Origin of the sequence: Pseudomonas sp. 1D4, assembly GCF_001728925.1 — a bacterium.
Lineage (GTDB): Bacteria > Pseudomonadota > Gammaproteobacteria > Pseudomonadales > Pseudomonadaceae > Metapseudomonas > Metapseudomonas otitidis.
On the sequence record NZ_LXJQ01000071.1, the window covers coordinates 1 to 24586 of the forward strand.

Consider the following 24586-nt stretch of genomic DNA (forward strand, 5'->3'; position numbering starts at 1 on the left):
CGCGGCGAGCAATGTGGCGTTGTTGTATGACCTGTATCGGGACAACACCACCATTCCTGTGGAGCCGGATGCGCGCCTGGGTTACGTGTCGGTCTACCTCGAAGGCATCGGCACCGAGAGTGGCAGCCGGGACAATCTCTATAGCCAGGCCACCGGCCAGGGTTCGTCAGGCGTAACCGCCCGAGTCAGGCAGAGCCCCAACCTGATCGAAGAACAGATCAAGCGCTTCAACGTCACCAACCCTGACACCAAGATTCGCACCCTGGAATTCGACATCTTCGGCTTCAGCCGGGGCGCCGCCTCCGCGCGGCACTTCGCCAACGAGGTGCTCAAGCCCGAGGGCGGGGTGCTGGCCCAGGTGCTGGGGCCCGCCCGCCTCGGCCTGCCGCCGGACTTCGACTGGGCACGGGACGTGCAGATCAACTTCATCGGGCTGTTCGACACCGTGGCCGCCATCAACGCCCCGACCAAGGGCGACTTCTCGGTCAACGACTACAACCCCGGCGTCAACCTCTACCTGCCGGCCGGCTGCGCCCGCAAGGTGCTGCACATCACCGCGCGGGATGAAAAGCGCTGGCAGTTCGCCCTCAATCGGGTGTTCCCGGGGCATGAGGAACTGGCGCTGCCGGGCGTCCACTCCAATATCGGCGGCGGCTACCGCCCGCTCCAGCAGGAGCGCCTGTTGCTCACGAAGCCGGTCGTCACGGTGGTTACGTCCCGGCGCCCCCTGGAGCACAGCCGCGCCTGGCAACAGGCCCTGCGGGAAGCCGACCGCCTCATGGGGCGGGGTCTGCCGGGCGACGGCGAACTCAGGCCCATCGCCTGGCGGACCGGCCAACCCAGACATGAACGGGGTATGGTGCCCAGCGAGCGCTGGATGGTCGCCGTGGCCATGGATCGCAAGGTCTACGGTGACCTGTCCAAGGTGGCCCTGCAGGCCATGCATGAGGCGGCCGTGAAGTTCGAAGTACCGCTGAAAGCATTACCCGCCGAAGCAGCATTCCAACTGCCCGATGACCTCGCCCCCATCGCCGAGAAGCTCCTCGCCTATGCCCGGGGTGCCAGCAACCGCCTGACCCACGAGGAGGAGCGTCACCTGCTGGGTCGCTATATCCACACCTCCGCACACTGGGTGCCAACTGCCGGCCTGTTGCTCAACAAACCGGCCAATCAACGGCTGGCCTACAACCAGCGTCCTCAAGAGGGTTACCCGGAATGACATTACGTCTACTGATCGCACTCCTACTGCTGCCGCTGAGCGGCTGCGCCAGCAACGCTCCCCGGCTGCCCTATCCCACTTGGTACATCGGGCTGGGAGCCCCCCGCCATATGGAGGTCTGGGTGGAAAGCGTGGACGTGGTCGACCGCCGTAACCTGGCCTTCGAGCGGGTGCACGGTGGTGTAGTGGCTTACAACAACCGGACAGAGGGTTGGTGGGAGGGAGGAGGCAAGATGAAACCCGTCAACAACGTCGACCTGCCCAATATCATCTTCGTGCGCTGGCAATCCCTGGTGGAGCCCCAGGTCTACAACGTGCGCATCAATATTCCGCAGTGGGTACGGGACGAGATGGTCAAGCCCCAGCGCACGGTCTGCGTTCATTCCACCGAGGAGGAAACCCAATACCGCAAAGACATCTCCATTGGCCTGGCTCCAGGGGGCATCGCCAAGGTCTGGGTGGGAGGGCCCTGCCTCAAAGGTAAGGAAATCGGCCGTTTCGTTGGGGTAGTCGAACGCAAGGGACCGAGTCAGGGGCAGACGGGCGGGAAATATGCCTGGCCCGAGTTGGAGCCTGCGAGCAAGGCCTACATCGAGCAGCACGGGATTCCCTATGACTCCTGGTAAGGGTTACCCGGAATGTCCTTGCGACTGATCGTTGCCCTTCTGCTGCTCCTGCCCCTGAGCGGCTGTGCGAGTGGCGGCCCCAAGCTCCCCTATCCCACCTGGTACATCGGCGTGGGAGCACCCCGTCATATGGAAGTCTGGGTAGAAAGCGTAGATGTGGTCGATCGCCGCAACCTGGCCTTTGAGGGGGTGTATAGCGGAGTTGCGAGCTATGGCGCGAAAACGGCAGGCTGGTGGCAAGGCAGCGCGGGTTCCATGCCTATCAACAACGTTGACCTACCCAACCTCATCTTCGTGCGCTGGCAATCCCTGGTGGAACCCCAGGTCTACAAGTTGCGAATCACTATCCCACAGTGGGTACGGGATGAGATGGTCAAGCCCCAGCGTACGGTCTGCGTACATTCCACCCAGGAAGTGACCCGTTTCCGCCATGACATCTCCATTGGTCTCGCACCTGGGGGCATCGTCAAGGTCTGGGTGGGAGGGCCTTGTCTCAAAGGAAAGGAAATCGGCCGTTTCGTTGGGGTAGTCGAACGCAAGGGGCCGAGTCAGGGGCAAACAGAAGGCCGCTTCTACCGAGCCCCCAGCGAAGCTGCACGCACCTATATCGAACAGCACGGCATTCCCTATGACTCCTGGTGAGCCGCTCTGCCGCTAACGCCCAACGCACCTGGCCAGACCTCAGCCGAGTCCGTCCAGGTAGGTGTTCCTACGGTGATGACACGGGTGTCGAGCTCTCTACGGCGCATGGAACGGTGACAGCCTCCCTCGCCGCCCCTATCCTTGCCCTCCACCTGCCTGTAGGCACCGTTCCCGCTTTACCAAGGATTCCGCCATGCCCCATGAAGGCAGCTCGTTGCAGGTCGCCGTCATCTTCCTGCTCGCCGCCGTCCTCGCCGTTCCGCTTGCCCGTCGCCTGCAACTGGGCGCGGTGCTCGGTTATCTGTTTGCCGGTCTGTTCATCGGCCCGTCCGTGCTCGGGCTGGTGAATGACCCGCAGAGCGTCGCCACACTGTCCGAACTGGGGGTGGTGCTGTTGCTGTTCATCATCGGCCTGGAGCTGTCGCCCAAGCGCTTGTGGGTGATGCGGCGCTCGGTGTTCGGCGTCGGCCTGGCCCAGGTGCTGCTAACCGGCGCACTGATCGGCAGTGTGGCCGCGTTCGGTTTCGCCCAGAGCTGGCAGGCCTCGATGGTGCTCGGCCTGGGCCTGGCGCTGTCGTCCACGGCGTTCGGCCTGCAGATCCTCGCCGAGCGCAAGGAACTGACCAGCCCCCATGGACGCCTGGCATTCGCCATCCTGCTGTTCCAGGACATCGCCGCGATCCCGCTGATCGCCCTGGTGCCGCTGCTCAGCGGCTCGGCAACGCCGGAGCAGGACGGCGGCGGTCTGCTCCACCTCGCCGAGGTGGTGGGCAGCATCGGTCTGGTGATCATCGGCGGCCGCTACCTGCTGCGCCCGGTGTTCCGCGTGGTGGCCCGCACCGGCCTGCAGGAGGTGTCCACCGCTACCGCCCTGCTGGTGGTGATCGGCACGGCCTGGCTGATGGAGAAAACCGGCGTGTCCATGGCCCTGGGCGCCTTCCTCGCCGGCCTGCTGCTGGCCGATTCGGAGTACCGCCACGAGTTGGAAGCGCAGATCGAACCCTTCAAGGGTCTGCTGCTCGGCCTGTTCTTCATCAGCGTGGGCATGAGCACCGACCTCGGCCTGCTGCTACGCCAGCCGCTGCTGGTGGTGGCCCTCACCCTGCTGCTGCTGGCCTGCAAGTTCCCGGTGCTGTACCTGGTGGCACGCATGGCGGGCCAACTGGTGCGGCAGAGCGCACTGCGTCTGGCGGTGGTGCTGGCAGCCGGCGGTGAGTTCGCCTTCGTGGTGTTCAAGATCGCCCGCGAGCACGCCCTGGTGGATGCCGACCTGCATGGCTACCTGGTGCTGGCCATCACCCTGTCCATGGCCATGACACCGCTGCTGATCCTGCTGGTGAGCCGTTTCTCCCAGGCCGCCCCGGCGCCGGTGGAAGTGCCCGAGGAATACCAGCGCATCGAGAGCGATGCTCCCCGCGTGGTGATTGCCGGCACCGGGCGCATGGGCCAGATCATCGCCCGTGTGCTGCACGCCCAGCGCGTGCCCTTCCTGGCGCTGGACACCTCGGTGGAAACCATCGAGCTGTCCCGCAGCCTGGGCCGCATCCCGATCTTCTACGGCGACCCGCTGCGCCCCGAGATCCTCCGTGCGGCCAAGGTGGACAAGGCCGAGTTCTTCGTCATCGCCACCGATGATCCGGCGACGACCCTGCGCACCACCGAGCTGGTGCACCGGCTCTACCCGCATCTGAAAATCATCTCCCGCGCCCGGGACCGCCAGCACGTGCACCAGTTGCTCGACCTGGGCGCCATGCCGGTGCGCGAGACCTTCCACTCCAGCCTGGAGATGGCCCGGCAGATCCTCCTCGGCATGGGCCTGCCGCCGGAGCAGGCCGAGGCGCGCATCTGCCGTTTCCGGCGCCATGACGAGGAGGTCCTGGCTGCCCAGTACAAGGTCCACGGTGACGCGGCCGCCATGCTGCAGACCGCCCGCGAGGCCCGTGCCGAGCTGGAAACCCTGTTCGACGCCGACCGCATCGAGGACCAGGCGATCAAATAGCCCCTGCGTCCCGCTCTCTGCGCGCCGCCACGCCACCGGCGGCGCTGCCTTCCCTCCCCCATACCCGCAATCCTGAGCGGCCGAGCGGCTTTCGGACTCGTCCCATGGGAGCAGTCCGACCGCGGCGCCATTCTGACCCCAGTCCCGAGATGCAGGGGCTGGAGAAGACCCCATCGACCCCACGCCTGCATCGAGGGCTCCTTTAAGACCTACTCACAAGGACCTTCAACGCATGCGCAAGCAGAGCCTTCGCAAACTCCCCCTGGCCCTGGCCATCGGCCTCGCTACCCTGGCCTCCCAGCAGGCCATCGCCCACGGCTACATCGAAAGCCCGAAATCCCGCTCCTTCATGTGCGCCTCCACCGGCGGCAGCCTGAACGCCAAATGCGGTGGTGTCCAGTACGAACCCCAGAGCGTTGAATACGCCCCTGCAGTCAACCATCACCTGAACGGCAAGTGGTGCGGCGGCACCTTCCAGGAGTGTGGCCCGGCAGAAGGCACCATCGCAGCAGGTGGCCTTCAGCGCTTCAGCGAGCTGAACGAGCAGACCGCCACCCGCTGGCACAAGACCACCATCAAGCCAGGCATGCAGGACTTCACCTGGTTCTACACCCAGGGTCACGCGACTGCCTATTGGCAGTTCTACATCACCAAGAAGGATTGGAACCCCAACCAGCCGCTGACCCGCGATTCCTTCGAAGCCACTCCGATCGCCCACGAGCAGTTCGTCGCGGGTGTACATGAGCGTCCGCAGGCCAACGGCAGATCCGTTCACCGGGTGAATGTGCCGGCTGACCGCAGCGGCTACCACGTGATTCTCGCCACCTGGCGCGTAGGCGACACCGACGCCACCTTCTACCAGGCCATCGACGTGAACATCGACAACGACCAGGCCGGTGGCGAAACCCCGCCGCCCGCGCCGGAGTGGAACCTGATCGGTGCCGTTCAGCCGGAGCAACTGAACATCGGTGACACCGTCACCCTGCGCGCCTTCGACAAGAGCAGCCAGTTGAGCACCGTCGAACTGAAGATCGCCAACGCCGAACAGGCCCAGGCCAACACCTGGCCCTTCCTGCTGGCCAAGAAGGTCAACGCCGGCGACTACGGCTACAAGCTCGGCGAACTGAACACCGCCGGCGAGATCGTCCCGAACTACGGCCGTAACGGCATCCATGTGAAGGCCGACAGCAAGGTCACCCGCGTCGAAATCCAGAAGGATCAGCCCACCATTCCGGGTTCCCTGAGCCTGACCGGTCTGTCCTCCAGCTACCAGATCAAGGACGGCAAGACCGACCTGCACTTCAACGCCATCGCACAGGGCGGCGAGTACCAGGTCAAGGCCACCGTGCTGAACACCAAGGGCGAAACCATCGCTCACAAGGAAGCTGCTCCGGGCAACACCCCGCACTTCCACATGGCTCTGAACAACGTGGAAGCCGGCGCACATGACCTGGTGGTCGTGGCCACCCCGAAGAAGGGCGAGTTGCTGCAGCAAACTCACCGCTTCACCCTGATTGCCGAGCCGGGTAACGGCGGCGGCGAGAACCCGGGCGAAGGCGGTGGCGAAAACCCCGGCAACGGTGACTACGACTTCGTCTTCCCGGATGGCGTGCAGAGCTACAAGGCCGGCACCACCGTACTGGCGAAGGATGGCAACACCTACGAGTGCCTGCCGTTCCCGGCCAGCGGCTACTGCAAGCAGTGGACCAGCGGTTCCACCCAGTTCGAGCCCGGCAAGGGCACCCACTGGAACATGGCCTGGAAGCGCAAGTAACCCAAGCCTGCAATAAGGGAGCGTGGCGCCTGGCGCCACGCTCTTTTTTCATTTCCCTGCGAACACTGCGCATGGCCACAGCGCGAGACTCGCGCCCCACGGCCCTGCTGCGCCAACGTCTCGCTCGCCGCGCTGCCGATTCCGCTCTTCGTGCTGCGCATCGGCCATACCCAGGCCCATCCCGATCTTCTGGCAGCCCACTGCGCCCCGCAACCCTCCTGGCGCAACGCGCCCACCATGCTGCGGAGCGCCCGCAAGGCCCGCGCCGAGCTGGAAACCCTGTTCGACGCTGACCTCATCGAGGGCCCGGCGGTCAAGTCACCGCCCCGTGTCCCGTGCTTCGCACACCGTCCGACGACACCGCTTCCCTCCTCGCCGCCCGCAATCCTGAGCGCCCGAACGGCTTTCGGACTCGTCCAATGTGAGCGGTCCGAGCCCGACGGCATTCTGATCTCAGTCCAGAGATGCAGGGATTGGAGAAGACCCCATCGACCCCACGCCTGCATCGAGGGCTCCTTTGCAACCTACCCATAAGGACCTTCGAAGAATGCGCAAGCAGATCCTTCGCAAACTCCCCCTGGCCCTGGCTATCGGCTTCGCCACCCTGGCCTCCCAGCAAGCCATCGCCCACGGCTACATCGACAGCCCGAAATCCCGCTCGCTGATGTGCCACCGAGACGGCGGCAACCTCAACTCCGGTTGCGGCCCCATCCAGTACGAACCGCAAAGCGTGGAATACCGCCCGGATGCCCAGAACCACTTCGGTGGTGCGTACTGCGGCGGCACCTTCCTGGAGTGCGGCCCGGCTGACGGCACCATCGCCGCCGGCGGCCACAACAGCTACAGCCAACTGAACGAGCAGAGCGCCACCCGCTGGCACAAGACCACCATCAAGCCGGGCATGCAGGACTTCCGCTGGCACTACACTGCCGGCCACGCCACCGCCTACTGGCAGTTCTACATCACCAAGAAGGACTGGAACCCCAACCAGCCGCTGACCCGCGACAGCTTCGAAGCCACCCCGCTGAAGCACGAGCAGTACGTTGAAGGCGTAAGCGTGCGTCCCCAGTCCGGCGGCAAGTCCACCCACCGCCTGGACATCCCGGCTGACCGCAGCGGCTACCACGTCGTGCTCGCTACCTGGCGTGTCGGTGACACCGCCGCCACCTTCTACCAGGTGGTCGATGTCAACATCGAAAACGACCAGGCCGGTGGCGAAACTCCGCCTCCTGCACCGGAGTGGAACCTGATCGGTGCCGTTCAGCCGGAAGCCCTGAACATCGGTGACACCGTGACCCTGCGCGCCTTCAGCAAGTCCGGCCCGCTGAACACCGTCGACCTGAAGATCACCACTGCCGAACAGGCCCAGGCCAACACCTGGCCCTTCCTGCTGGCCCAGAAGGTCAATGCCGGTAACTTCGGCTACAAGCTCGGCGAGCTGAACGCTGATGGCGACGTAGTCCCGAACTACGGCCGCAACGGCATCCACGTCAAGGCCGACAGCGAAGTCGTGCGTGTCGAAGTCAAGAAGGACCAGCCCACCGTTCCGGGTTCCCTGAGCCTGACCGGCCTGTCCTCCAGCTACCAGATCAAGGATGGCAAGGCTGACCTGCACTTCAACGCCATCGCCCAGGGTGGCGAGTACCAGGTCAAGGCCACCGTGCTGAACGCCAAGGGCGAGACCGTCGCTCACAAGGAAGCTGCTCCGGGCAACACCCCGCACTTCCACATGACCCTGACCAACGCGGAAGCCGGTGCACACGACCTGGTCGTGGTGGCCACGCCGAAGAAAGGCGAACTGCTGCAGCAGACCCACAGCTTCACCCTGATCGCCGAGCCGGGTAACGGTGGCGGTGAGAACCCGGGCGAAGGTGGTGGCGAGAACCCCGGTGAAGGCGGCGGCGAGAACCCCGGCAACGGTGACTACGACTTCGTCTTCCCGGATGGCCTGAGCAGCTACAAGGCCGGTACCACCGTACTGGGCAAGGACGGCAACACCTACGAGTGCCTGCCCTTCCCGGCCGAAGGCTACTGCAAGCAGTGGAACGCCGGTTCCAACCAGTTCGAACCCGGCAAGGGCTCCCACTGGAACATGGCCTGGAAGCGCAAGTAACCCAAGCCTGCAACAAACGGAGCGTGGCGCCTGGCGCCACGCTCCTCCTCGTTCCACAGGGAAGACTCCACATGTCCACTGCTCGTTACTCGCGCCCTCGCGCCCTCCTGCACTGGGGTTCCGCGCTGGTCATCCTCTGGGCCACCGTCACCGGCTTCGCCAATGCCCTGCTGGATGTGCCGGCGGCCCTGTCCGAGACCATCGGCTTCATCAACGTCTCGCTCACCGCCCTGCTCATCCCATTCTTCGTGCTGCGCATCGGCTACGCCCTGGCCCAGCCTGGGCCCGACGACATCGCCCACGGCAACGGCCTCGGACAGTTTCTCGCCAAGGCGGGCCACCTGGCCCTGTACATCGCCACTGCCCTGGTGCTCGTCACCGGCGTGCTGATGATGGACCGCCCCATCGACCTGTTCGGCATGGCCACCCTGCCGCAGCCCTTTGCCGAGCCGGTGCTGATCGAATTCTTCAACAGCAGCCACCGCCTGTTCTGCGTGGTGCTTGCCCTGCTGGTAGCGGGCCACATCGGCGCCGTGGTGTTCCACCAACTGCGCGGCCATGCCGTGCTTGACCGGATGAAGCCCTGAGCCATGCTGCCGTCGCTGCGTCCCGACCTCCGCCTGCCGTTGCGCCGGGCCCTGCTGGCCCTGGCCGTGCTCGCCCTCGCTGGCTGGCTGGCCTGGCTCGCCCAGGGTGCCTGGCACGCCCGCCAGGCCCTGGCCGCCACGCTGGCCCAGCCGGTCCCCAGTGCTGCCGCCCCGGTGGCCACCGAGGCCGCGCCGCTGGACAACACCCTGGTGGCCCTGCTGTTCGGCGTGTTGCCTGCCAGCGGTAGCCGCGAGGAGGCCGCCGAAGACGCCAGCACCAGCCTCTCGCTGGTGCTGATGGCGAGCCTGGCCGAACGCGGAGAGACCGACTCCCGCGCACTGATCGCCGGCCCCTCGGGCAGCGCGTTCTACCGCATCGGCGACCGCCTGCCGGGCGGTGCCGTGCTGCGCGCCGTCGCCCCCGACCACGTCCTGCTGAACCACGGCGGCCGCGACTACCGCCTGGGTTTCCCACGCCCTGAAACCCGCCTCTTCATACCCCGTCCGCCTGCGGCCGAAACCGCACACGGGGCCCCCATCCACACGCCGGAGACCCGACCATGAAACTGCCCCGCGTGACCGGCGCGCTGCTGGTGCTTGGCACCCTGCTCGCCCCCCTTCCCGCGTTCGCCGAACGCAACGAACCCCGCCAATGGACGCTGAACATGAAGGACGCCGAACTGCGCGACCTGGTCAGCGAAGTCGGCGAAATCACCGGCAAGACCATGGTCCTCGACCCGCGCATGAGCGGTAAGGTCACCGTGCAGTCCAGCAGTGCGCTGGACCAGGCCGGCATCTACTCGCTGTTCCTCACCGTGCTGCGCAGTCAGGGCTACGCCGCCCTCGACCAGGGCGACCGGGTGCTGATCGTCCCCGTGGCCGACGCCAAGACCAAGGCCAGCGGCAGCGAACAGGCAGCCGACGACGAGTTCGTCACCGAAGTCATCCCGCTACGCAACGCCACCTCCGCCGAAGTGGCCGCCGTGCTGCGCCCGCTGGTGGCGATGGACGCCTACGTCGCCCCGTCCAGCAGCTCCAACGCCCTGGTGGTGACCGACAGCGCCAGCAACGTCGGCCGCATCCGCTCCCTGGTGCGTGAGCTGGACAGCGCCGGCGAGCGCGCCTTCTCCACCCTCGGACTCAAGCACGCCTGGGCCACCGACCTGGCTGCCACCCTCACCGAGAGCGTCAACCAGGGCAGCGGCGCCCCGGCCGGCGCCCGCGCCATTGCCGACGCCCGCAGCAACCGGCTGATCCTGGTCGGCCCAAGCCAGGCCCGCGAGCAGATGGCCACCCTCGCCCGCCAGTTGGACGTGCCCGGCAACGCCAACGACGGCACCCGCGTGGTGCGCCTGCACCACACCGACGCCAAGCAGTTGGCCGACCTGCTCTCCGGCATCGGCAAGCGCATGGAAGTGGGCAACGGCGGCAAGGACGGCCGAGCCGGCTCCATCCTCATCAGCGCCGACGAAAGCCAGAACGCCCTCGTGCTGATGGCCGAGCCGGCCCAGTTGGCCACCCTCGATGCGGTGATCGAGCAGCTCGACCGCCCCCGCGCCCAGGTGCTGGTGGAAGCGGCCATCGTCGAAGTCAGCGGTGATATCAACGACGCCCTCGGCGTGCAGTGGGCCGGCCGTGGCAGCGACGCCGGCGGCGCCATCCAGTTCGGCAGCACCGGCCTGACCATCGGCTCGCTGCTGGGCACCCTGCAGGACGGCAAGCGCCCCACGCTCCCTGACGGTGGCGTGATCGGCGTCGGCAGCGGCCACTTCGCCGCCCTGGTCACCGCCCTGTCCAGCGACTCCAACAACAACCTGCTCTCCACCCCCAGCCTGCTGACCCTGGACAACGAGCCGGCGGAAATCCTGGTGGGCCAGAACGTGCCCTTCCAGACCGGCTCCTACACCACCGACGCGGCCGGGGCCAACAACCCCTTCACCACCGTCGAGCGCCGCGACATCGGCGTGACCCTCAAGGTCACCCCGCACATCAACGAGGGCAACAGCCTGCGCCTGAAGGTCGAGCAGGAGAGCTCCGAGCTGGCCGCCGCACCGCCGGGCATCAACACCAGCGACGCCATCACCAACAAGCGTGCAATCAAGAGCACCATCCTCGCCGACGACGGACAGATCATCGTCATCGGCGGCCTGATCAAGGACAACGTCAAGACCCAGGTCAGCAAGGTCCCGCTGCTGGGCGACATCCCCCTGATCGGCGGGCTGTTCCGCTCCACCAAGGAGATCACCGAAAAGACCAACCTCATGGTTTTCCTGCGCCCGACCCTGCTGCGCACCAGCGAGGAAAGCGGCGAGCTGGGCCAGCGCAAGTACAACGACCTGCGCAACCTGCACAGCAACGACCGCGGCCCCAACGGGATGCTGCTGCCCAGCGACCCACGGCGCCTGTTCGACAACGACGGCAGCCCGGTACTGGACGTGCGCGGAGCCAACGGGCGATGAGCAGCGCGCGCCTGCCCTTCAGCTACGCCCGGCGCCATGGTGTGCTGCTGCACGGCGGCGAGCTGCTGTGCCGGGTCGGTACCGACATGGCCATCCTCGCCGAGGTGCGGCGTCAGCACGGCAGCGCCCTGCGCCCCCGGGTGCTGGACGCCGAGGCCTTCGCCGATGTCCTGGCCAGCCACTACCAGGACGGCCAGAACGACGCCCGCGAAGTGGCCGACGGCCTGGGCGACGCCATGGCCGGGCAGGACGACCTGGCCAGCCTCGCCGAACAGTTGCCGCAGACCACCGACCTGATGGAGCAGGAGGACGACGCGCCGATCATCCGCCTGATCAACGCCATCCTCGCCGAGGCGGTGAAGGCCAAGGCCTCGGACATCCACCTGGAGACCTTCGAGCGCCACCTCTCCGTGCGCCTGCGGGTGGACGGCCTCCTGCGCGAAATCCTCCAGCCCCGCCGCGAGCTGGCCGGGCTGCTGGTGTCGCGGATCAAGGTCATGGCGCGGCTGGATATTGCCGAAAAGCGCATCCCCCAGGATGGCCGCATCGCCCTGCGCATTGCCGGCCACGAAGTGGACGTGCGCGTCTCCACCCTGCCCTCCACCCACGGCGAGCGCGTGGTGATGCGCCTGCTGGACAAGCAGGCCGGTCGCCTCGACCTCAGCCGCCTGGGCATGGACCCGACCACCCGCAGCCGCCTGGAAGGCGCCCTGGCGCGCCCCCACGGCATCCTGCTGGTCACCGGCCCCACCGGCTCGGGCAAGACCACCACCCTCTACGCCGGCCTGGCCAGCCTCAACAGCCAGACCCGCAACATCCTCACCATCGAGGACCCGGTGGAGTACCACCTGCCCGGCATCGGCCAGACCCAGGTCAACACCAAGGTGGACATGACCTTCGCACGGGGCCTGCGGGCCATCCTCCGCCAGGACCCGGACGTGGTCATGGTCGGCGAGATCCGCGACCACGAGACCGCCGAGATCGCCGTGCAGGCCTCGCTCACCGGCCACCTGGTGCTCTCCACCCTGCACACCAACAGCGCCGTGGGCGCCGTCACCCGTCTGGTGGACATGGGTGTCGAGCCCTTCCTGCTGTGCAGCTCCCTGGTGGGCGTGCTGGCCCAGCGCCTGGTGCGGGTGCTCTGCCCCCACTGCAAGCAGCCCGGGCCTGCCGACGACGCCGCCTGCGAGCACCTCGGCCTCGACCTGCAGGCGCGCCCCACGCTCTGGCACCCGGTGGGCTGCGACGCCTGCCAGCACAGCGGCTACCGCGGCCGCCAGGGCCTCTACGAACTGGTGGTGCTGGACGAAGCCCTGCGCCAACTGATCCACCAGGGCGCCGGCGAGGCCGAACTGACCCGCCACGCCCGCCGTCATGGCCCCAGCCTGTTCATGGACGGCCGCGACAAGGTGCTGGCCGGCGTGACCAGCCTCGAAGAACTGCTGCGCGTCACCCGGGAGGACTGAGATGGCCGCCTACGAATACCTCGCCATGGACCCCGGCGGCCGCAAGCTGCGCGGCGTGCAGGAAGCCGACAGCGAGCGCCAGGCGCGCCAGTTGCTGCGCGAGCGCAACCTGGTGCCGCTCAAGCTCAAGAGCCACCGGGGCAGTACCCCGCGCGAAGGCACGCCGGGGCGCAACCGCCAGGGGCTCTCCACCGCCGACCTGGCCCTGCTGACCCGCCAGTTGGCCACCCTGGTGCAGGCTGCCCTGCCCCTGGAAGAGGTGCTCGCGGCGGTCGCCGCCCAGTGCGAGAAGCGCGCCCACCAAGCCATGGTCCTGGCCATTCGCGCGCGGGTGCTGGAAGGCCACGGCCTGGCCCGCGCCATGGCCGAGTTCCCCCGCGCCTTCCCGGCGCTGTACCGCGCCACCGTGGCCGCCGGCGAACGCGCCGGCCACCTGGCCCAGGTGCTGATGCAACTGGCCGACTACACCGAAGCCCGCCAGGCAGCGCGCCAGCAACTGCAGTTGGCCATGCTCTACCCCAGCATCCTGCTGGTGGCGGCCTTCGGCATCGTCGGCTTCCTGCTCGGCTTCGTGGTGCCGGACGTGGTCAAGGTGTTCATCGACAGCGGCCAGGAGCTGCCCGCCCTGACCCGTGGTCTGATCGCCGCCAGTGCCGGCCTGCAGGCCCACGGCCTGCTCATGCTGCTGTTCGTCGCCGCCGCAGCGGTGGGCGTGCACCTGGCCTTGCGCCGCCCCGCCACGCGCCTGGCCTGGCACGGCCTGCAACTGCGCCTGCCGGTGGTGGGCAAGGTGCTGCGGGCGAGCAACTGCACCCGTTTCACCAGCACCCTGGCCATCCTCGGGCGCAGCGGTGTACCGCTGGTGGACGCCCTGGAAATCGCCGCCGAAGTGGTGGCCAACCAACGGATTCGGACGAGTCTCAAAGACGTGGCGCGCTCGGTGCGAGAAGGTGGCGGCCTGACCCGGGCACTGGAGCGCAGCGGCCACTTCCCGCCGATGATGCTCTACCTGATCGCCAGCGGTGAGCGCTCCGGCGAGCTGGACGCCATGCTCGACCGCGCCGCCACCCAGCAGGAAACCCAGTTGGCCAACCGCATCGCCATGCTCGTCGGACTGTTCGAGCCGGCGATGCTGGTGTTCATGGGCGCCAGCGTGCTGCTCATCGTCCTGGCGATCCTGATGCCCATCCTCAGCCTCAACCAACTCATCACCTGAAGGCAGGCACACCCATGCACACCCGCAACCGGCAACGGGGTTTCACCCTGATCGAAATCATGGTCGTCGTGGTCATCCTCGGCGTCCTCGCCGCACTCGTGGTCCCGCAGATCATGAACCGCCCGGACCAGGCCAAGGTCACCGCTGCCCGCAGCGACATCAAGGCCATCGCCATGGCGCTGGACATCTACAAGCTCGACAACCACGGCTACCCCAGCACCCAGCAGGGCCTTGAAGCCCTGGTCAGCAAGCCCAGCGGCACCCCGGCCGCGCGCAACTGGAACCCCGACGGCTACCTCAAGCGCCTGCCCGTGGACCCCTGGGGCAACCCCTACCAGTACGTGGTGCCCGGCAGCCGCGGCACCGCCTATGACCTGTTCTCCTTCGGGGCCGACGGCCGTGCCGGCGGCGAAGGCCTGAATGCCGAGATCGGCAACTGGGACCTCTGATGCTCCGTACGTCCCACCTCATCCCATCGGCTCGCCGGGCGCGAGGCTTCACCCTGCTGGAAGTGCTGGTGGTGATCCTCATGGTCGGCCTGTTGGCCAGCACCCTGACCCTCGCCCAGAGCGACCACGGCCCGCAGCACGCCAAGCGCGAAGCCGAGCGCCTGCGCAGCCTGCTCGGCCTGTTGCGCGAGGACGCCATGCTGGAGCGCCAGGAGCTGGGCGTGCGCATCGAACCCGACGGCTACACCGTGCATCGCCTGGACGCCGACGGCCGCTGGCTACCGGCCAGCGACTACCGCCCGCAACAGTTGCCCGACAGCCTGCGCCTGCACCTGGAACTGGGCGAGCAGGCTCCCGGCCTGGGCGCCCCCGTGCCTGGCCCCGGCCCGCAACTGCTGGTGCTCTCCAGCGACGAACTGACGCCCTTCAGCCTGCAGATCGAGGTGCGCGGCCGGCCGGTGCTGGAGCTGTCCAGCGACGGCCTGGAGGAGGTGCGTGTTGAAACGCTCTGAGGGTTTCACCCTGCTGGAAGTCATGGTCGCCCTGGCGATCTTCGCCACCCTCTCCGTGGCCCTCTACAGCGCCGCCACCCACGTCGCCCGCAACAGCGCCGGGCTGGTGGAGCGCAGCCTCGCCAACTGGCTGGCGGACAACCGCCTCAACGAGCTGCGCATCGGCCTGCTGGCACCCCAGATGGGCCACAGGGAAGAGCGCATCGCCTTCGCCGGCCGCGAATGGCTGCTGGCCGTGGAAGTGGGCAACGCCCCCGACCCGCGCCTGCTGGAGGTGGACGTGGCCGTCGCCGTGCCCGGCCGGCCGCCGGTGACCCGCGCACGCCTGAACGGCTTCATCGAGGCCCGCCCATGACCCAGCGCGGCTTCACCCTGCTGGAAGTGCTGATCGCCATCGCCCTGTTCAGCCTGCTCGGCCTGGCCAGCTACCAACTGCTGCAGCGGGTGCTGCACAGCGAGCAGCGCATCGAATTGCACGAACAGCAACTGCGCAGCCTGCAGCGAGCCCTGGACATCCTCCAGCGCGACCTCTGGCAGGCCGTGCCCCGCTCCCTGCCCGACGACCCCAGCCGGCGCCAGGCGCTGATCGGTCGTGACGACCGCTTCCGCCTGCTGCGCGGTGGCGCGGCCAACCCCCTCGGCCAGCCGCGCAGCGACCTGCTGCTGGTGAGCCACCAATGGGAGGACGGCGAATGGTGGCGCGAATTCCGCAACCCCGACGACGGCGCCACGCGCCGCCAGCGCCTGCTGCAGGGGATCACCCTACTGCGCCTGGGCTACATCGACGCCCAGGGCGTGCGCCACGACAGTTGGCCCGCCGGCGGTGGCGCCCTGGTCTTGCCGGCTGCCGTGGACCTGGTGATCGATGCGCCGGGCTACCCCGAGCTGCGCCGAGTGATCCTGCTGCCGGGTGGCGAGGGCCAGCGTGATGAATGAACACCGCCAACGCGGCGTCGCCCTGCTCAGCGTGCTGCTGGTCACCGCCCTGGTGACCCTGGTGGTGGCCGACATGCTCGCCCGCCAACGTCTGAGCCTGGCCGCCACCGCCCGCCAACTGGACCAGCAGCACCTCTGGCAGATGGCCCTGAGCGGCGAGACCTGGGCCCGCCAGCAACTGCGGGACGACCTGGCCAACCGCGAAGACCCACCCCAGGTCCACCTGGGCCAGGGCTGGGCGCGCACGCCCCAGCGCTGGCCCCTGGGCAGCGGCCAGGTGCAGGTGCGCATCGAGGACCTGGCCGGCCGCTTCGACCTCGACCACCTGCGGGTCGGCCGCAGCGACCTGCAGCGCGCACGCTACCAGCGCCTGCTGGCCCAGCTCGACGTGCCCGCCCACGACCCCGCGCGCCTGCCGACCCGGCCCGGCCCCGGCGGCAAGGCCCAGGGCCTGCTGGACACCAGCGAGCTGATGCGCCTGGGTGATCTGGCACCCAGCGACTTCGCCCGCCTGGCGCCCCACGTGGCCACCCTCGGCGGCGCATCCCTCAACCTCAACACCGCCTCGGCGGTGCAACTGGCGAGCCTGGAAGGCCTCGACCCGTCCCTCGCCCGCACCCTGGTGCAGGCGCGCCCCGCCGGTGGCTGGGCCACGGTGCAGGACTTCCTCGAATTGCCCCTGCTGCAAGGCCGCGAAGTGCGCGCCCCGGGCCTGGCCGTGGACAGCCGCTTCTTCCGCGTCCACCTGCTGGCCGAACTGGGCGAACGCCGTCTGCACCTGGCCAGCGACCTGCGCCTGGAACAGGACGGGCACCTGCGGGTGCTGCGTCGCCAGGTGCTCCCATCCCCTTCAACAACGGAGTGACCCCCGTGCACGCCTGGCTCCACCTGTCCACACCCGCCGCCGACAGCCCCGCCACCTGGTGGACGACCACCGGTGCCCCCGCCCAGGGCAGCCTGGAGCAGGCCGCCGAGGCACTGGCCGGCCGCGCCCTGACCCTGCTGCTGCCCGCCGAGGCCGCCAGCCAGCACCGCGTCGAGGTCCCGGCGCGCAGCGGCCGCTGGTTGCGCCAAGCGGTGCGCTCCGCCCTGGAAGAACGCCTGCTGGACGACCTCGACCAGTTGCACCTGGCCCAGGGGCCGCTGCAACAGGGCCGTCAGTGCCGAGTGATCGCCCTCGACCGCACCTGGCTCAGCGCCTGCCTGGAGCGCCTGTCCGCTCTGGGGCTGACGCCTCGGCGCATCCACCTCGACGCCGACTGCCTGCCCCCCGGCCAACCCCTGGCCCTGCGTTGCGCCGGGCGCTGGCTGGTGGGCGGCGCCCCCGGCCTGTGCGATGCCCTGGATGACGAGTCCCTGGCCGCCTCTGCCGCGCTGCTGCCCAGCGACCTGCAACAGCGGGAAGAGGAGCCCTGGGCGCTGTTGGCCGAAGGCAGTCGCCAGGCCATCGACCTGCGCCAGGGCGAGTTCGCCGGTGGCGACCGCCGCGCCATGCCCTGGGGCACCCTGGCCCTGCTGGTGGTGCTGGCCGGAGCCGGACAGTGGCTGCACGACCGCGTGCAACGCCAGGCCCTGGAACAGGCCACCGCCGCCCTGGAAGCCGAGAACCTCGCCCAGTGGCAGGCCCGTGTGCCCGACGAACCCCGCGTGGTGGACCTGGAGCGCCAGGTACGCGCCCGCCTGGCCAAGGCCGATCAACCCGACGCCGATCTGGCCCGCAACCTGGAACGCCTGGCACGCACCTGGAGCGCCGGCGGCGGCGCCCTCGCCCGGGTTCAGCGGCTCGACTACCAGGCCGGCGAAGGCTGGACCCTGCGGGTCGGCAGCGCGTCCTTCGCCGACCTCGAACGCCTGCGCGAAGGGCTCACCAGCCAGGGCCTGGCCGTGCAGTCCGATGCCGGCGCCCGCGACGCCCAGGGCGTCAGCGCGCGCCTGCAGATCGCCACCCCCTGACCCGAGGAGCCCCCCATGTCGCCCGCCCCCCTCATCGCCCCCCTGCGCCAGCGCTGGGACCAGCTACCCGCCCGAGAGCGCCGCGCCCTGCTGCTGCTCGTGCTGTTCCTCACCCCCATACTGGCCTGGAGCCTGCTGCTGCAACCGGAGCGCGCCGCCCTGCAGCACGCCGAGCAGCAGTACCAGCGCGCGCAGATGCTGCGCTTCGACCTCGCCCGCCTGCCCGCCAGCGCGCCACGCGCCAGCCTCGCCGCCAAAGCCCTACCCGGCCTGCTGGCCCGCTCCAGCGCCGAGGCGCAACTGACCATCGAACGCATGGACAACGAATCCGGCGGCGCCATCCAACTCACCCTGGAAGGCAGCCTGGACGCCCTGCTGGGCTGGCTGCAGACGGTGGAGCGCGCCGGCGCCCGGGTCACCCGCCTGGGCCTGGAAGTGAACCCCGACGCCCTCGCCCGCGCCCGCCTGCTGGTGGAACCGGGGCACTGATGCCAGAGCCTCCGGCACAACCCGGAGGCCATGCCAGAACCATTCATCACTGAGAGTGATAGTCACCTTCGTAGCGTTCGATTCGTTCCACCCTGCCCCGCCACGCAGACTCCGCCCACTCACACGTCCAACTGGCGGAGCTACACATGGAACAGACCCCCCAAAAACCCTGGCGCACCGGCCTTACCCTCGCCGCAATGCTGGTGCTCGCGGCCTGCAGCAAGACGCCCGAGGCACCGATGAACCAGGCCGCCGCCAAGGTCAGCGTTGCCGAAGTGCTGCAGCAGCCGATCAACGAATGGGATGAGTTCACCGGGCGCCTGGAAGCTCCCGAATCCGTCGAGATCCGCCCGCGCGTCTCCGGCTACATCGACAAGGTGGCCTTCCACGAAGGCGGCCTGGTGAAGAAGGGCGACCTGCTCTTCCAGATCGACCCGCGCCCCTTCCAGGCCGAAGTGAAACGCCTGGAAGCCCAGTTGCAACAGGCCCGCGCCAGCCTCAACCGCGCCCAGAACGAAGCCCGCCGCGGTGACCGCCTGCGCCAGAGCAATGCCATCTCCGCCGAGCTGGCCGACGCCCGTACCAGCGCCGCCGCCGAGGCCCAGGCCAATGTCGCGGCGATCCAGGCACAACTGGACAACGCCCGCCTCAACCTTGGCTTCACCCGCGTCACCGCGCCCATCGACGGCCGCGTCAGCCGTGCCGAGATCACCGAAGGCAACCTGGTCAACGCCGGCGAATCGCTGCTGACCTCGGTGGTCTCCACCGACAAGGTCTACGCCTACTTCGACGCCGACGAGCGCGTGTTCCTCAAGTACGTGGAACTGGCGCGCAAGGCCGGCGCCGACGCCCGTGGCGCCAGCCCGGTGTACCTGGGCCTGTCCAGCGAGAGCGGCAACCCGCACCAGGGCCAACTGGACTTCCTCGACAACCAGGTCAACCCGCGCACCGGCACCATCCGTGGCCGTGCCGTGTTCGACAACGCCGACGGCCAGTTCACCCCCGGCCTCTACGCCCGGGTCAAGCTGGTGGGCAGCGACACCTACCCCGCCGCCCTGGTGAAGGACGAAGCCATCGGCACCGACCTGGGCAAGAAGTACGTGCTGGTGCTGGGCGACAACAACACCGTGAGCTACCGCCCGGTGGAGCTGGGCCCGAAGGTGGAAGGCCTGCGCATCATCCGCACTGGCCTGGCCAAGGGCGAGAAGATCGTCGTCAACGGCCTGCAGCGCGCCATGCCCGGCGCCACCGTGGACCCGCAAGCGGTGCCCATGGCCGACGACAAGACCCTCGCCCGTCTGGACGACCTGCGCCGCTCGGTGGAAGGCCGCGATGCCCCGCGCGTGGCTGAACAGAACGCAAAACCCTCCGTCAGCCCGCGCGGCTGAGGTAGTACGCCATGAATTTTTCCCAGTTCTTCATCAAGCGGCCGATCTTCGCCGCCGTGCTGTCGCTGCTGATCCTGATCGGCGGCGCCATCTCGCTGTTCCAGTTGCCCATCAGCGAATACCCCGAAGTGGTGCCGCCCACGGTGGTGGTGCGCGCCAACTTCCCCGGCGCCAACCCCAAGGTGATCGGTGAAACCGTGGCCTCGCCGCTGGAGCAGGCCATCGTCGGCGTGGAAGGCATGCTCTACATGTCCTCCCAGTCCACCAACGACGGCAAGCTCACCCTCACCGTGACCTTCGCCCTCGGCACCGACCTGGACAACGCCCAGGTGCAGGTGCAGAACCGCGTCACCCGCACCATGCCCACCCTGCCCACCGAAGTGCAGCGGCTCGGCGTGACCGTGGACAAGGCCTCCCCGGACCTGACCATGGTGGTGCACCTGACCTCGCCGGATCAGCGCTACGACATGCTCTACCTGTCCAACTACGCCGCGCTCAACGTCAAGGACGAGCTGGCGCGGCTGGACGGCGTGGGCGACGTGCAGTTGTTCGGCATGGGCAATTACTCCCTGCGCGTGTGGCTGGACCCGAACAAGGTGGCCTCGCGCAACCTCACCGCCACCGACGTGGTCAACGCCATCCGCGAACAGAACCGCCAGGTCGCCGCCGGTGCCCTGGGTGCGCCGCCGTCGGATGCCGGCAACAGCTTCCAGCTCTCCATCAACACCCAGGGCCGCCTGGTCACCGAGGAAGAGTTCGAGAACATCATCATCCGCGCCGGCGACGACGGCGAAATCACCCGCCTGCGGGACATCGCCCGGGTCGAACTGGGTTCCAACCAGTACGCCCTGCGCTCGCTGCTGAACAACCAGCCGGCGGTGGCCATCCCGGTGTTCCAGCGCCCCGGCTCCAACGCCATCGCCATCTCCGATGCGGTGCGCCAGCGCATGGCCGAGCTGAAGCAGGGCTTCCCCCAGGGCATGGACTACGAAATCGTCTATGACCCGACCATCTTCGTGCGTGGCTCCATCGAGGCGGTGGTGCACACCCTGCTCGAAGCCATCGTTCTGGTGGTGCTGGTGGTGATCCTGTTCCTGCAGACCTGGCGCGCCTCGATCATCCCGCTGGCTGCCGTGCCGGTGTCGCTGATCGGCACCTTCGCGGTGATGCACCTGTTCGGCTTCTCCCTCAACGCCCTGTCGCTGTTCGGCCTGGTGCTGGCCATCGGCATCGTGGTGGACGACGCCATCGTCGTGGTGGAGAACGTCGAGCGGAACATCGGCCTCGGCAAGTCGCCGGTGGAGGCCACCCGCCAGGCCATGAAGGAAGTGACCGGCCCCATCGTCGCCACCGCCCTGGTGCTGTGCGCGGTGTTCGTGCCCACCGCCTTCATCTCCGGCCTCACCGGGCAGTTCTACCAGCAGTTCGCGCTGACCATCGCCATCTCCACGGTGATCTCGGCGTTCAACTCCCTGACCCTGTCGCCGGCGCTGGCCGCCGTGCTGCTGAAGGACCATCACGCGCCCAAGGACCGTTTCTCGCGCCTGCTGGACCGGCTCTTCGGAGGCTGGCTGTTCGGCCCCTTCAACCGCTTCTTCGACCGCGCCGGCAAGGGCTACGTCGGCACCGTGCGCCGTGTGCTGCGCGGCAGCAGCATCGCCATGCTGGTCTACGGCGGCCTGCTGCTGGGCGGCTACCTGGGCTTCGCCAGCACCCCCACCGGCTTCGTGCCGCAGCAGGACAAGCAGTACCTGGTCGCCTTCGCCCAACTGCCCGACGCCGCCACCCTCGACCGCACCGAAGCGGTGATCAAGCGCATGTCCGAGATCGCCGCCAAGCACCCGGGCGTGGAGAACACCGTGGCCTTCCCGGGCCTCTCCATCAACGGCTTCACCAACAGCCCCAACAGCGGCATCGTGTTCACCCCGCTCAAGCCCTTCGATGAGCGCAAGGACCCGTCCCTGTCCGCCGGGGCCATCGCCGCCGCGCTGAACCAGGAGTTCGCCGGCATCCAGGACGCCTACATCGCCATCTTCCCGCCGCCGCCCGTGCAGGGCCTCGGCACCATCGGCGGCTTCCGCCTGCAGGTGGAGGACCGTGGCGGGCTGGGCTACGAGGAGCTGTACAAACAGACCCAGAACATCATCGCCAAGGCGCGCCAACTGCCGGAGCTGAACCCCATGTCGGTGTTCACCAGCTACCAGGTCAACGTGCCCCAGGTGGATGCCGCCATCGACCGCGAGAAGGCCAAGACCCACGGCGTGGCCATCAGCGACATCTTCGACACCATGCAGATCTACCTGGGGTCGCTGTACGCCAACGATTTCAACCGCTTCGGCCGCACCTACCAGGTTAACGTCCAGGCCGACCAGCCATTCCGCCTGGAGCCCGAGCAGATCGGCCAACTGAAGGTGCGCAACAACCGGGGCGAGATGATCCCGCTGTCCACCTTCGTCAAGGTGGACAACAGCTCCGGCCCGGACCGCGTCATGCACTACAACGGCTTCATCACCGCCGAGATCAACGGCGCCGCCGCCCCGGGCTACAGCTCCGGCCAGGCCGAGGACGCCATCGCCAAGCTGCTCAAGGAAGAACTGCCCAACGGCATGACCTACGAGTGGACGGACCTGACCTACCAGCAGATCCTCGCCGGCAACACCGCGGTCTTCATCTTCCCGCTTTGCGTGCTGCTGGCCTTCCTGGTGCTGGCCGCCCAGTACGAAAGCTGGAGCCTGCCGCTGGCGGTGATCCTCATCGTGCCGACCGTGCTGTTCTCCGCCATCGTCGGGGTGATCCTCGCCGGCAGCGACAACAACATCTTCACCCAGATCGGCCTGATCGTACTGGTGGGCCTGGCGTGCAAGAACGCCATCCTCATCGTCGAGTTCGCCAAGGAGAAACAGGAAGAAGGCCTCGACCGCCTGGCTGCGGTACTGGAAGCCTGCCGCCTGCGTCTGCGCCCGATCCTGATGACCTCCATCGCCTTCATCATGGGCGTGGTGCCCCTGGTGCTGTCCTCAGGTGCCGGCGCGGAGATGCGCCATGCCATGGGTGTTGCGGTGTTCAGCGGAATGATCGGCGTGACCTTCTTCGGCCTGCTGCTGACCCCGGTGTTCTATGTGCTGATCCGCGGCTTCGTCGAGAAAGGCGAAGCGCGCAAGGCGGCCAAGGCCCAGCAACTCAAGGAACTGCACGCATGATCAACAAGGCATTCGCCCCTGCCCTGCTGGCCCTCGCCTTGAGCGCCTGCGCCGTGGGCCCGGACTACAAGGCCCCCGAGAGCGAGCCCGCGCGGCTCGCCTCGGCCGAGGCCACCCCGGTCGACCGATCGCACTTCGAGAGCCTCTGGTGGCAGCAGTTCGACGACCCGACCCTGAACCAACTGGTGCAGCAGTCCCTCGAACAGAACCGCGAGCTGCGCGTGGCCTTCGCCCGCCTGCGCGCTGCCCGTGCCATCCGTGACGACGTCGGCAACGACCAGTTGCCGGTGATCACCAGCCGCGCCGCCGCCCAGGGCGGCAAGGCCCAGCAGCCCGGCCAGACCGAGGACCGGGTGACCACCGAGCGCTACGACCTTGGCCTGGACATGGCCTGGGAACTGGACCTGTTCGGCCGCATCCAGCGCCAGATCGAAGCCAGCGACGCCGAAGCCGGCGCCGCCCAGGCCGACCTGCAGCAGTTGCAGGTCAGCCTCATCGCCGAACTGGTGGACGCCTACGGCACCCTGCGCGGCGCCCAACTGCGCGAGGGTATCGCCCGCGAGAACCTGAAGAACCAGCAGGAATCCCGTGGCCTCACCGAGCAACTGCGCGACGCCGGCGTCGGCAGCGAGCTGGACGTGCTGCGCGCCGACGGCCGCCTGGCCGCCACCGAAGCCACCCTGCCGCAACTGCAGGCCATCGCCAGCCGCGCGCGCAACCGCATCGCCACCCTCCTCGGCCAGCGCCCGGACCCGCTCAGCGTGGACCTGTCGCCCAAACCGCTGCCGGTGATCGCCAAGGAGCTGCCCATCGGCGACCCCGCCGAGCTGCTGCGCCGCCGCCCGGATGTCGCCGCCGCAGAGCGGCGCCTGGCAGCCGCCACCGCCAACGTCGGCGTGGCCACGGCGGACCTGTTCCCCCGGGTCAGCCTCTCCGGCTTCCTCGGCTTCACCGCCGGGCGTGGCTCGCAGATCGGCGCCTCCGCCGCTCGCGCCTGGGGCGTGGCGCCCACCATCAGTTGGGCCGCCTTCGACCTCGGCAGCGTGCGGGCCCGCCTGCGCGGCGCCGAAGCCGAGGCCGACGGCGCCCTGGCCAGTTATGAACAGCAGGTGCTGCTGGCCCTGGAAGAGTCCGAAAACGCCTTCAGCGACTACGCCAAGCGCCAGCAACGCCTGGTCGCCCTGGTGCGCCAGTCGGAAGCCACCCGCGCCGCCGCCGAACAAGCCGCCGTGCGCTACCGCGAAGGCACCGTGGACTTCCTCGTGCTGCTGGACGCCGAACGCGAACGCCTGGCCGCCGAAGACGCCCAGGCCCAGGCCGAAGTGGAGCTCTACAGCGGCATCGTCGCCATCTACAAGGCCCTCGGCGGCGGCTGGCAGCCCCAGGCCTGACTGTTGCCCTTGCCCGACCGCCCCCCGGTCGGCATTCCATCCCGCCCCGCGCCCCTCGGGTGCGGGATTTTTTCGGTTCATCGCGTCTTTCCGGGGAAGGCGGCCTTGATTTTCAGGAAGAAATACGTCGAGTCCCGGAAACCGTAGGCTATGCGCTTGATGACCTT

General features: G+C 68.2%; 21 protein-coding genes and 1 pseudogene. 21 read left to right on the top strand and 1 reads right to left on the bottom strand.

All coding sequences use genetic code 11. The features are described from left to right. The 21 genes from A7D27_RS24920 to A7D27_RS25020 form a co-directional block, all read left to right on the top strand. The coding region (locus A7D27_RS24920; protein WP_069566451.1) for a DUF2235 domain-containing protein at positions 1–1219 on the top strand (1219 nt) is incomplete at its 5' end. Next, a complete protein-coding gene (locus A7D27_RS24925; RefSeq protein ID WP_069566452.1) occupies positions 1216–1845 on the top strand; it encodes a DUF2931 family protein in 630 nt (209 codons plus the stop codon). The genes A7D27_RS24920 and A7D27_RS24925, both read left to right, overlap by 4 nt. 12 nt (positions 1846–1857) lie before the next feature. Continuing rightward, positions 1858–2487, top strand: a complete 630-nt coding sequence (locus tag A7D27_RS24930; protein WP_083265777.1) for a DUF2931 family protein — start codon at positions 1858–1860, stop codon at positions 2485–2487. Between the two features lie 193 nt (positions 2488–2680). Continuing rightward, complete coding sequence (locus tag A7D27_RS24935) at positions 2681–4486, top strand: monovalent cation:proton antiporter-2 (CPA2) family protein (protein WP_069566453.1); 1806 nt, start codon at positions 2681–2683, stop codon at positions 4484–4486. Positions 4487–4718: 232 nt separating this feature from the next. Further along, entirely contained in the window at positions 4719–6260 is a 1542-nt protein-coding gene (gene gbpA / locus A7D27_RS24940) for an N-acetylglucosamine-binding protein GbpA (RefSeq protein ID WP_069566454.1), read from the top strand. A gap of 547 nt (positions 6261–6807) precedes the next feature. Continuing rightward, positions 6808–8373 carry a lytic polysaccharide monooxygenase gene (locus A7D27_RS24945; RefSeq protein ID WP_069566455.1) on the top strand — a complete coding sequence of 522 codons (1566 nt, stop codon included), beginning with the start codon at positions 6808–6810 and terminating at the stop codon, positions 8371–8373. A 71-nt stretch (positions 8374–8444) separates the two neighbouring features. Beyond that, positions 8445–8960: a cytochrome b gene (locus A7D27_RS24950; RefSeq protein WP_069562971.1), complete on the top strand. Its 516-nt coding sequence runs from the start codon at positions 8445–8447 to the stop codon at positions 8958–8960. A 3-nt stretch (positions 8961–8963) separates the two neighbouring features. Next, positions 8964–9524, top strand: a complete 561-nt coding sequence (locus A7D27_RS24955) for a type II secretion system protein N (protein ID WP_069566456.1) — start codon at positions 8964–8966, stop codon at positions 9522–9524. Then, complete coding sequence (gene gspD, locus A7D27_RS24960; RefSeq protein WP_069566457.1) at positions 9521–11419, top strand: type II secretion system secretin GspD; 1899 nt, start codon at positions 9521–9523, stop codon at positions 11417–11419. Before A7D27_RS24955 ends, gspD begins: the two co-directional genes overlap by 4 nt. Further along, the gene (gene gspE / locus A7D27_RS24965; protein WP_069566458.1) at positions 11416–12885 is read left to right on the top strand and encodes a type II secretion system ATPase GspE; all 1470 of its coding nucleotides are present in this window, start codon (positions 11416–11418) and stop codon (positions 12883–12885) included. Before gspD ends, gspE begins: the two co-directional genes overlap by 4 nt. Position 12886: 1 nt before the next feature. Continuing rightward, positions 12887–14101 carry a type II secretion system inner membrane protein GspF gene (gene gspF / locus A7D27_RS24970; protein ID WP_069562975.1) on the top strand — a complete coding sequence of 405 codons (1215 nt, stop codon included), beginning with the start codon at positions 12887–12889 and terminating at the stop codon, positions 14099–14101. Between the two features lie 14 nt (positions 14102–14115). Beyond that, entirely contained in the window at positions 14116–14550 is a 435-nt protein-coding gene (gene gspG / locus A7D27_RS24975) for a type II secretion system major pseudopilin GspG (protein WP_044411837.1), read from the top strand. Continuing rightward, the gene (gene gspH, locus A7D27_RS24980; protein WP_069566459.1) at positions 14550–15062 is read left to right on the top strand and encodes a type II secretion system minor pseudopilin GspH; all 513 of its coding nucleotides are present in this window, start codon (positions 14550–14552) and stop codon (positions 15060–15062) included. The genes gspG and gspH overlap by 1 nt, the downstream gene beginning before the upstream one ends. Continuing rightward, complete coding sequence (gene gspI, locus A7D27_RS24985) at positions 15046–15417, top strand: type II secretion system minor pseudopilin GspI (RefSeq protein WP_240919553.1); 372 nt, start codon at positions 15046–15048, stop codon at positions 15415–15417. Before gspH ends, gspI begins: the two co-directional genes overlap by 17 nt. After that, a complete protein-coding gene (gene gspJ, locus A7D27_RS24990; protein WP_069562977.1) occupies positions 15414–15998 on the top strand; it encodes a type II secretion system minor pseudopilin GspJ in 585 nt (194 codons plus the stop codon). The genes gspI and gspJ overlap by 4 nt, the downstream gene beginning before the upstream one ends. Further along, entirely contained in the window at positions 15991–16863 is an 873-nt protein-coding gene (gene gspK / locus A7D27_RS24995) for a type II secretion system minor pseudopilin GspK (protein WP_069562978.1), read from the top strand. Before gspJ ends, gspK begins: the two co-directional genes overlap by 8 nt. A 5-nt stretch (positions 16864–16868) precedes the next feature. Further along, positions 16869–17951 carry a type II secretion system protein GspL gene (gspL, locus tag A7D27_RS25000; protein ID WP_069562979.1) on the top strand — a complete coding sequence of 361 codons (1083 nt, stop codon included), beginning with the start codon at positions 16869–16871 and terminating at the stop codon, positions 17949–17951. Between the two features lie 15 nt (positions 17952–17966). Then, positions 17967–18440, top strand: coding sequence for a type II secretion system protein GspM (gspM, locus tag A7D27_RS25005; protein WP_069562980.1), 474 nt, complete (start codon positions 17967–17969; stop codon positions 18438–18440). Between the two features lie 146 nt (positions 18441–18586). Further along, positions 18587–19828 (top strand): multidrug efflux RND transporter periplasmic adaptor subunit MexE, encoded by a 1242-nt coding sequence (mexE, locus tag A7D27_RS25010; protein ID WP_069566460.1) that lies wholly within the window; start codon positions 18587–18589, stop codon positions 19826–19828. Between the two features lie 11 nt (positions 19829–19839). Beyond that, positions 19840–23028 carry an efflux RND transporter permease subunit gene (locus A7D27_RS25015; RefSeq protein ID WP_069566461.1) on the top strand — a complete coding sequence of 1063 codons (3189 nt, stop codon included), beginning with the start codon at positions 19840–19842 and terminating at the stop codon, positions 23026–23028. Further along, positions 23025–24419, top strand: a complete 1395-nt coding sequence (locus tag A7D27_RS25020) for an efflux transporter outer membrane subunit (RefSeq protein ID WP_069566462.1) — start codon at positions 23025–23027, stop codon at positions 24417–24419. The genes A7D27_RS25015 and A7D27_RS25020 overlap by 4 nt, the downstream gene beginning before the upstream one ends. Positions 24420–24496: 77 nt before the next feature. Here the strand turns inward: A7D27_RS25020 and A7D27_RS28150 are convergent. Beyond that, positions 24497–24586 (bottom strand): annotated as a pseudogene (locus tag A7D27_RS28150) (ISL3 family transposase); the annotation flags it as partial.

Excerpts from the sequence above, each read along its gene's own strand:
- A7D27_RS24935 (WP_069566453.1), top strand. The coding sequence starts at position 2,681 with ATGCCCCATGAAGGCAGCTCGTTGCAGGTCGCCGTCATCTTCCTGCTC.
- A7D27_RS24945 (WP_069566455.1), top strand. The coding sequence starts at position 6,808 with ATGCGCAAGCAGATCCTTCGCAAACTCCCCCTGGCCCTGGCTATCGGC.
- gspG (WP_044411837.1), top strand. The coding sequence starts at position 14,116 with ATGCACACCCGCAACCGGCAACGGGGTTTCACCCTGATCGAAATCATG.
- gspH (WP_069566459.1), top strand. The coding sequence starts at position 14,550 with ATGCTCCGTACGTCCCACCTCATCCCATCGGCTCGCCGGGCGCGAGGC.
- gspF (WP_069562975.1), top strand. The coding sequence starts at position 12,887 with ATGGCCGCCTACGAATACCTCGCCATGGACCCCGGCGGCCGCAAGCTG.
- gspK (WP_069562978.1), top strand. The coding sequence starts at position 15,991 with ATGAATGAACACCGCCAACGCGGCGTCGCCCTGCTCAGCGTGCTGCTG.
- mexE (WP_069566460.1), top strand. The coding sequence starts at position 18,587 with ATGGAACAGACCCCCCAAAAACCCTGGCGCACCGGCCTTACCCTCGCC.
- gspE (WP_069566458.1), top strand. The coding sequence starts at position 11,416 with ATGAGCAGCGCGCGCCTGCCCTTCAGCTACGCCCGGCGCCATGGTGTG.
- gspD (WP_069566457.1), top strand. The coding sequence starts at position 9,521 with ATGAAACTGCCCCGCGTGACCGGCGCGCTGCTGGTGCTTGGCACCCTG.
- gbpA (WP_069566454.1), top strand. The coding sequence starts at position 4,719 with ATGCGCAAGCAGAGCCTTCGCAAACTCCCCCTGGCCCTGGCCATCGGC.
- gspM (WP_069562980.1), top strand. The coding sequence starts at position 17,967 with ATGTCGCCCGCCCCCCTCATCGCCCCCCTGCGCCAGCGCTGGGACCAG.
- A7D27_RS24950 (WP_069562971.1), top strand. The coding sequence starts at position 8,445 with ATGTCCACTGCTCGTTACTCGCGCCCTCGCGCCCTCCTGCACTGGGGT.
- A7D27_RS24925 (WP_069566452.1), top strand. The coding sequence starts at position 1,216 with ATGACATTACGTCTACTGATCGCACTCCTACTGCTGCCGCTGAGCGGC.
- A7D27_RS24955 (WP_069566456.1), top strand. The coding sequence starts at position 8,964 with ATGCTGCCGTCGCTGCGTCCCGACCTCCGCCTGCCGTTGCGCCGGGCC.
- A7D27_RS25015 (WP_069566461.1), top strand. The coding sequence starts at position 19,840 with ATGAATTTTTCCCAGTTCTTCATCAAGCGGCCGATCTTCGCCGCCGTG.
- A7D27_RS24930 (WP_083265777.1), top strand. The coding sequence starts at position 1,858 with ATGTCCTTGCGACTGATCGTTGCCCTTCTGCTGCTCCTGCCCCTGAGC.
- gspJ (WP_069562977.1), top strand. The coding sequence starts at position 15,414 with ATGACCCAGCGCGGCTTCACCCTGCTGGAAGTGCTGATCGCCATCGCC.
- A7D27_RS25020 (WP_069566462.1), top strand. The coding sequence starts at position 23,025 with ATGATCAACAAGGCATTCGCCCCTGCCCTGCTGGCCCTCGCCTTGAGC.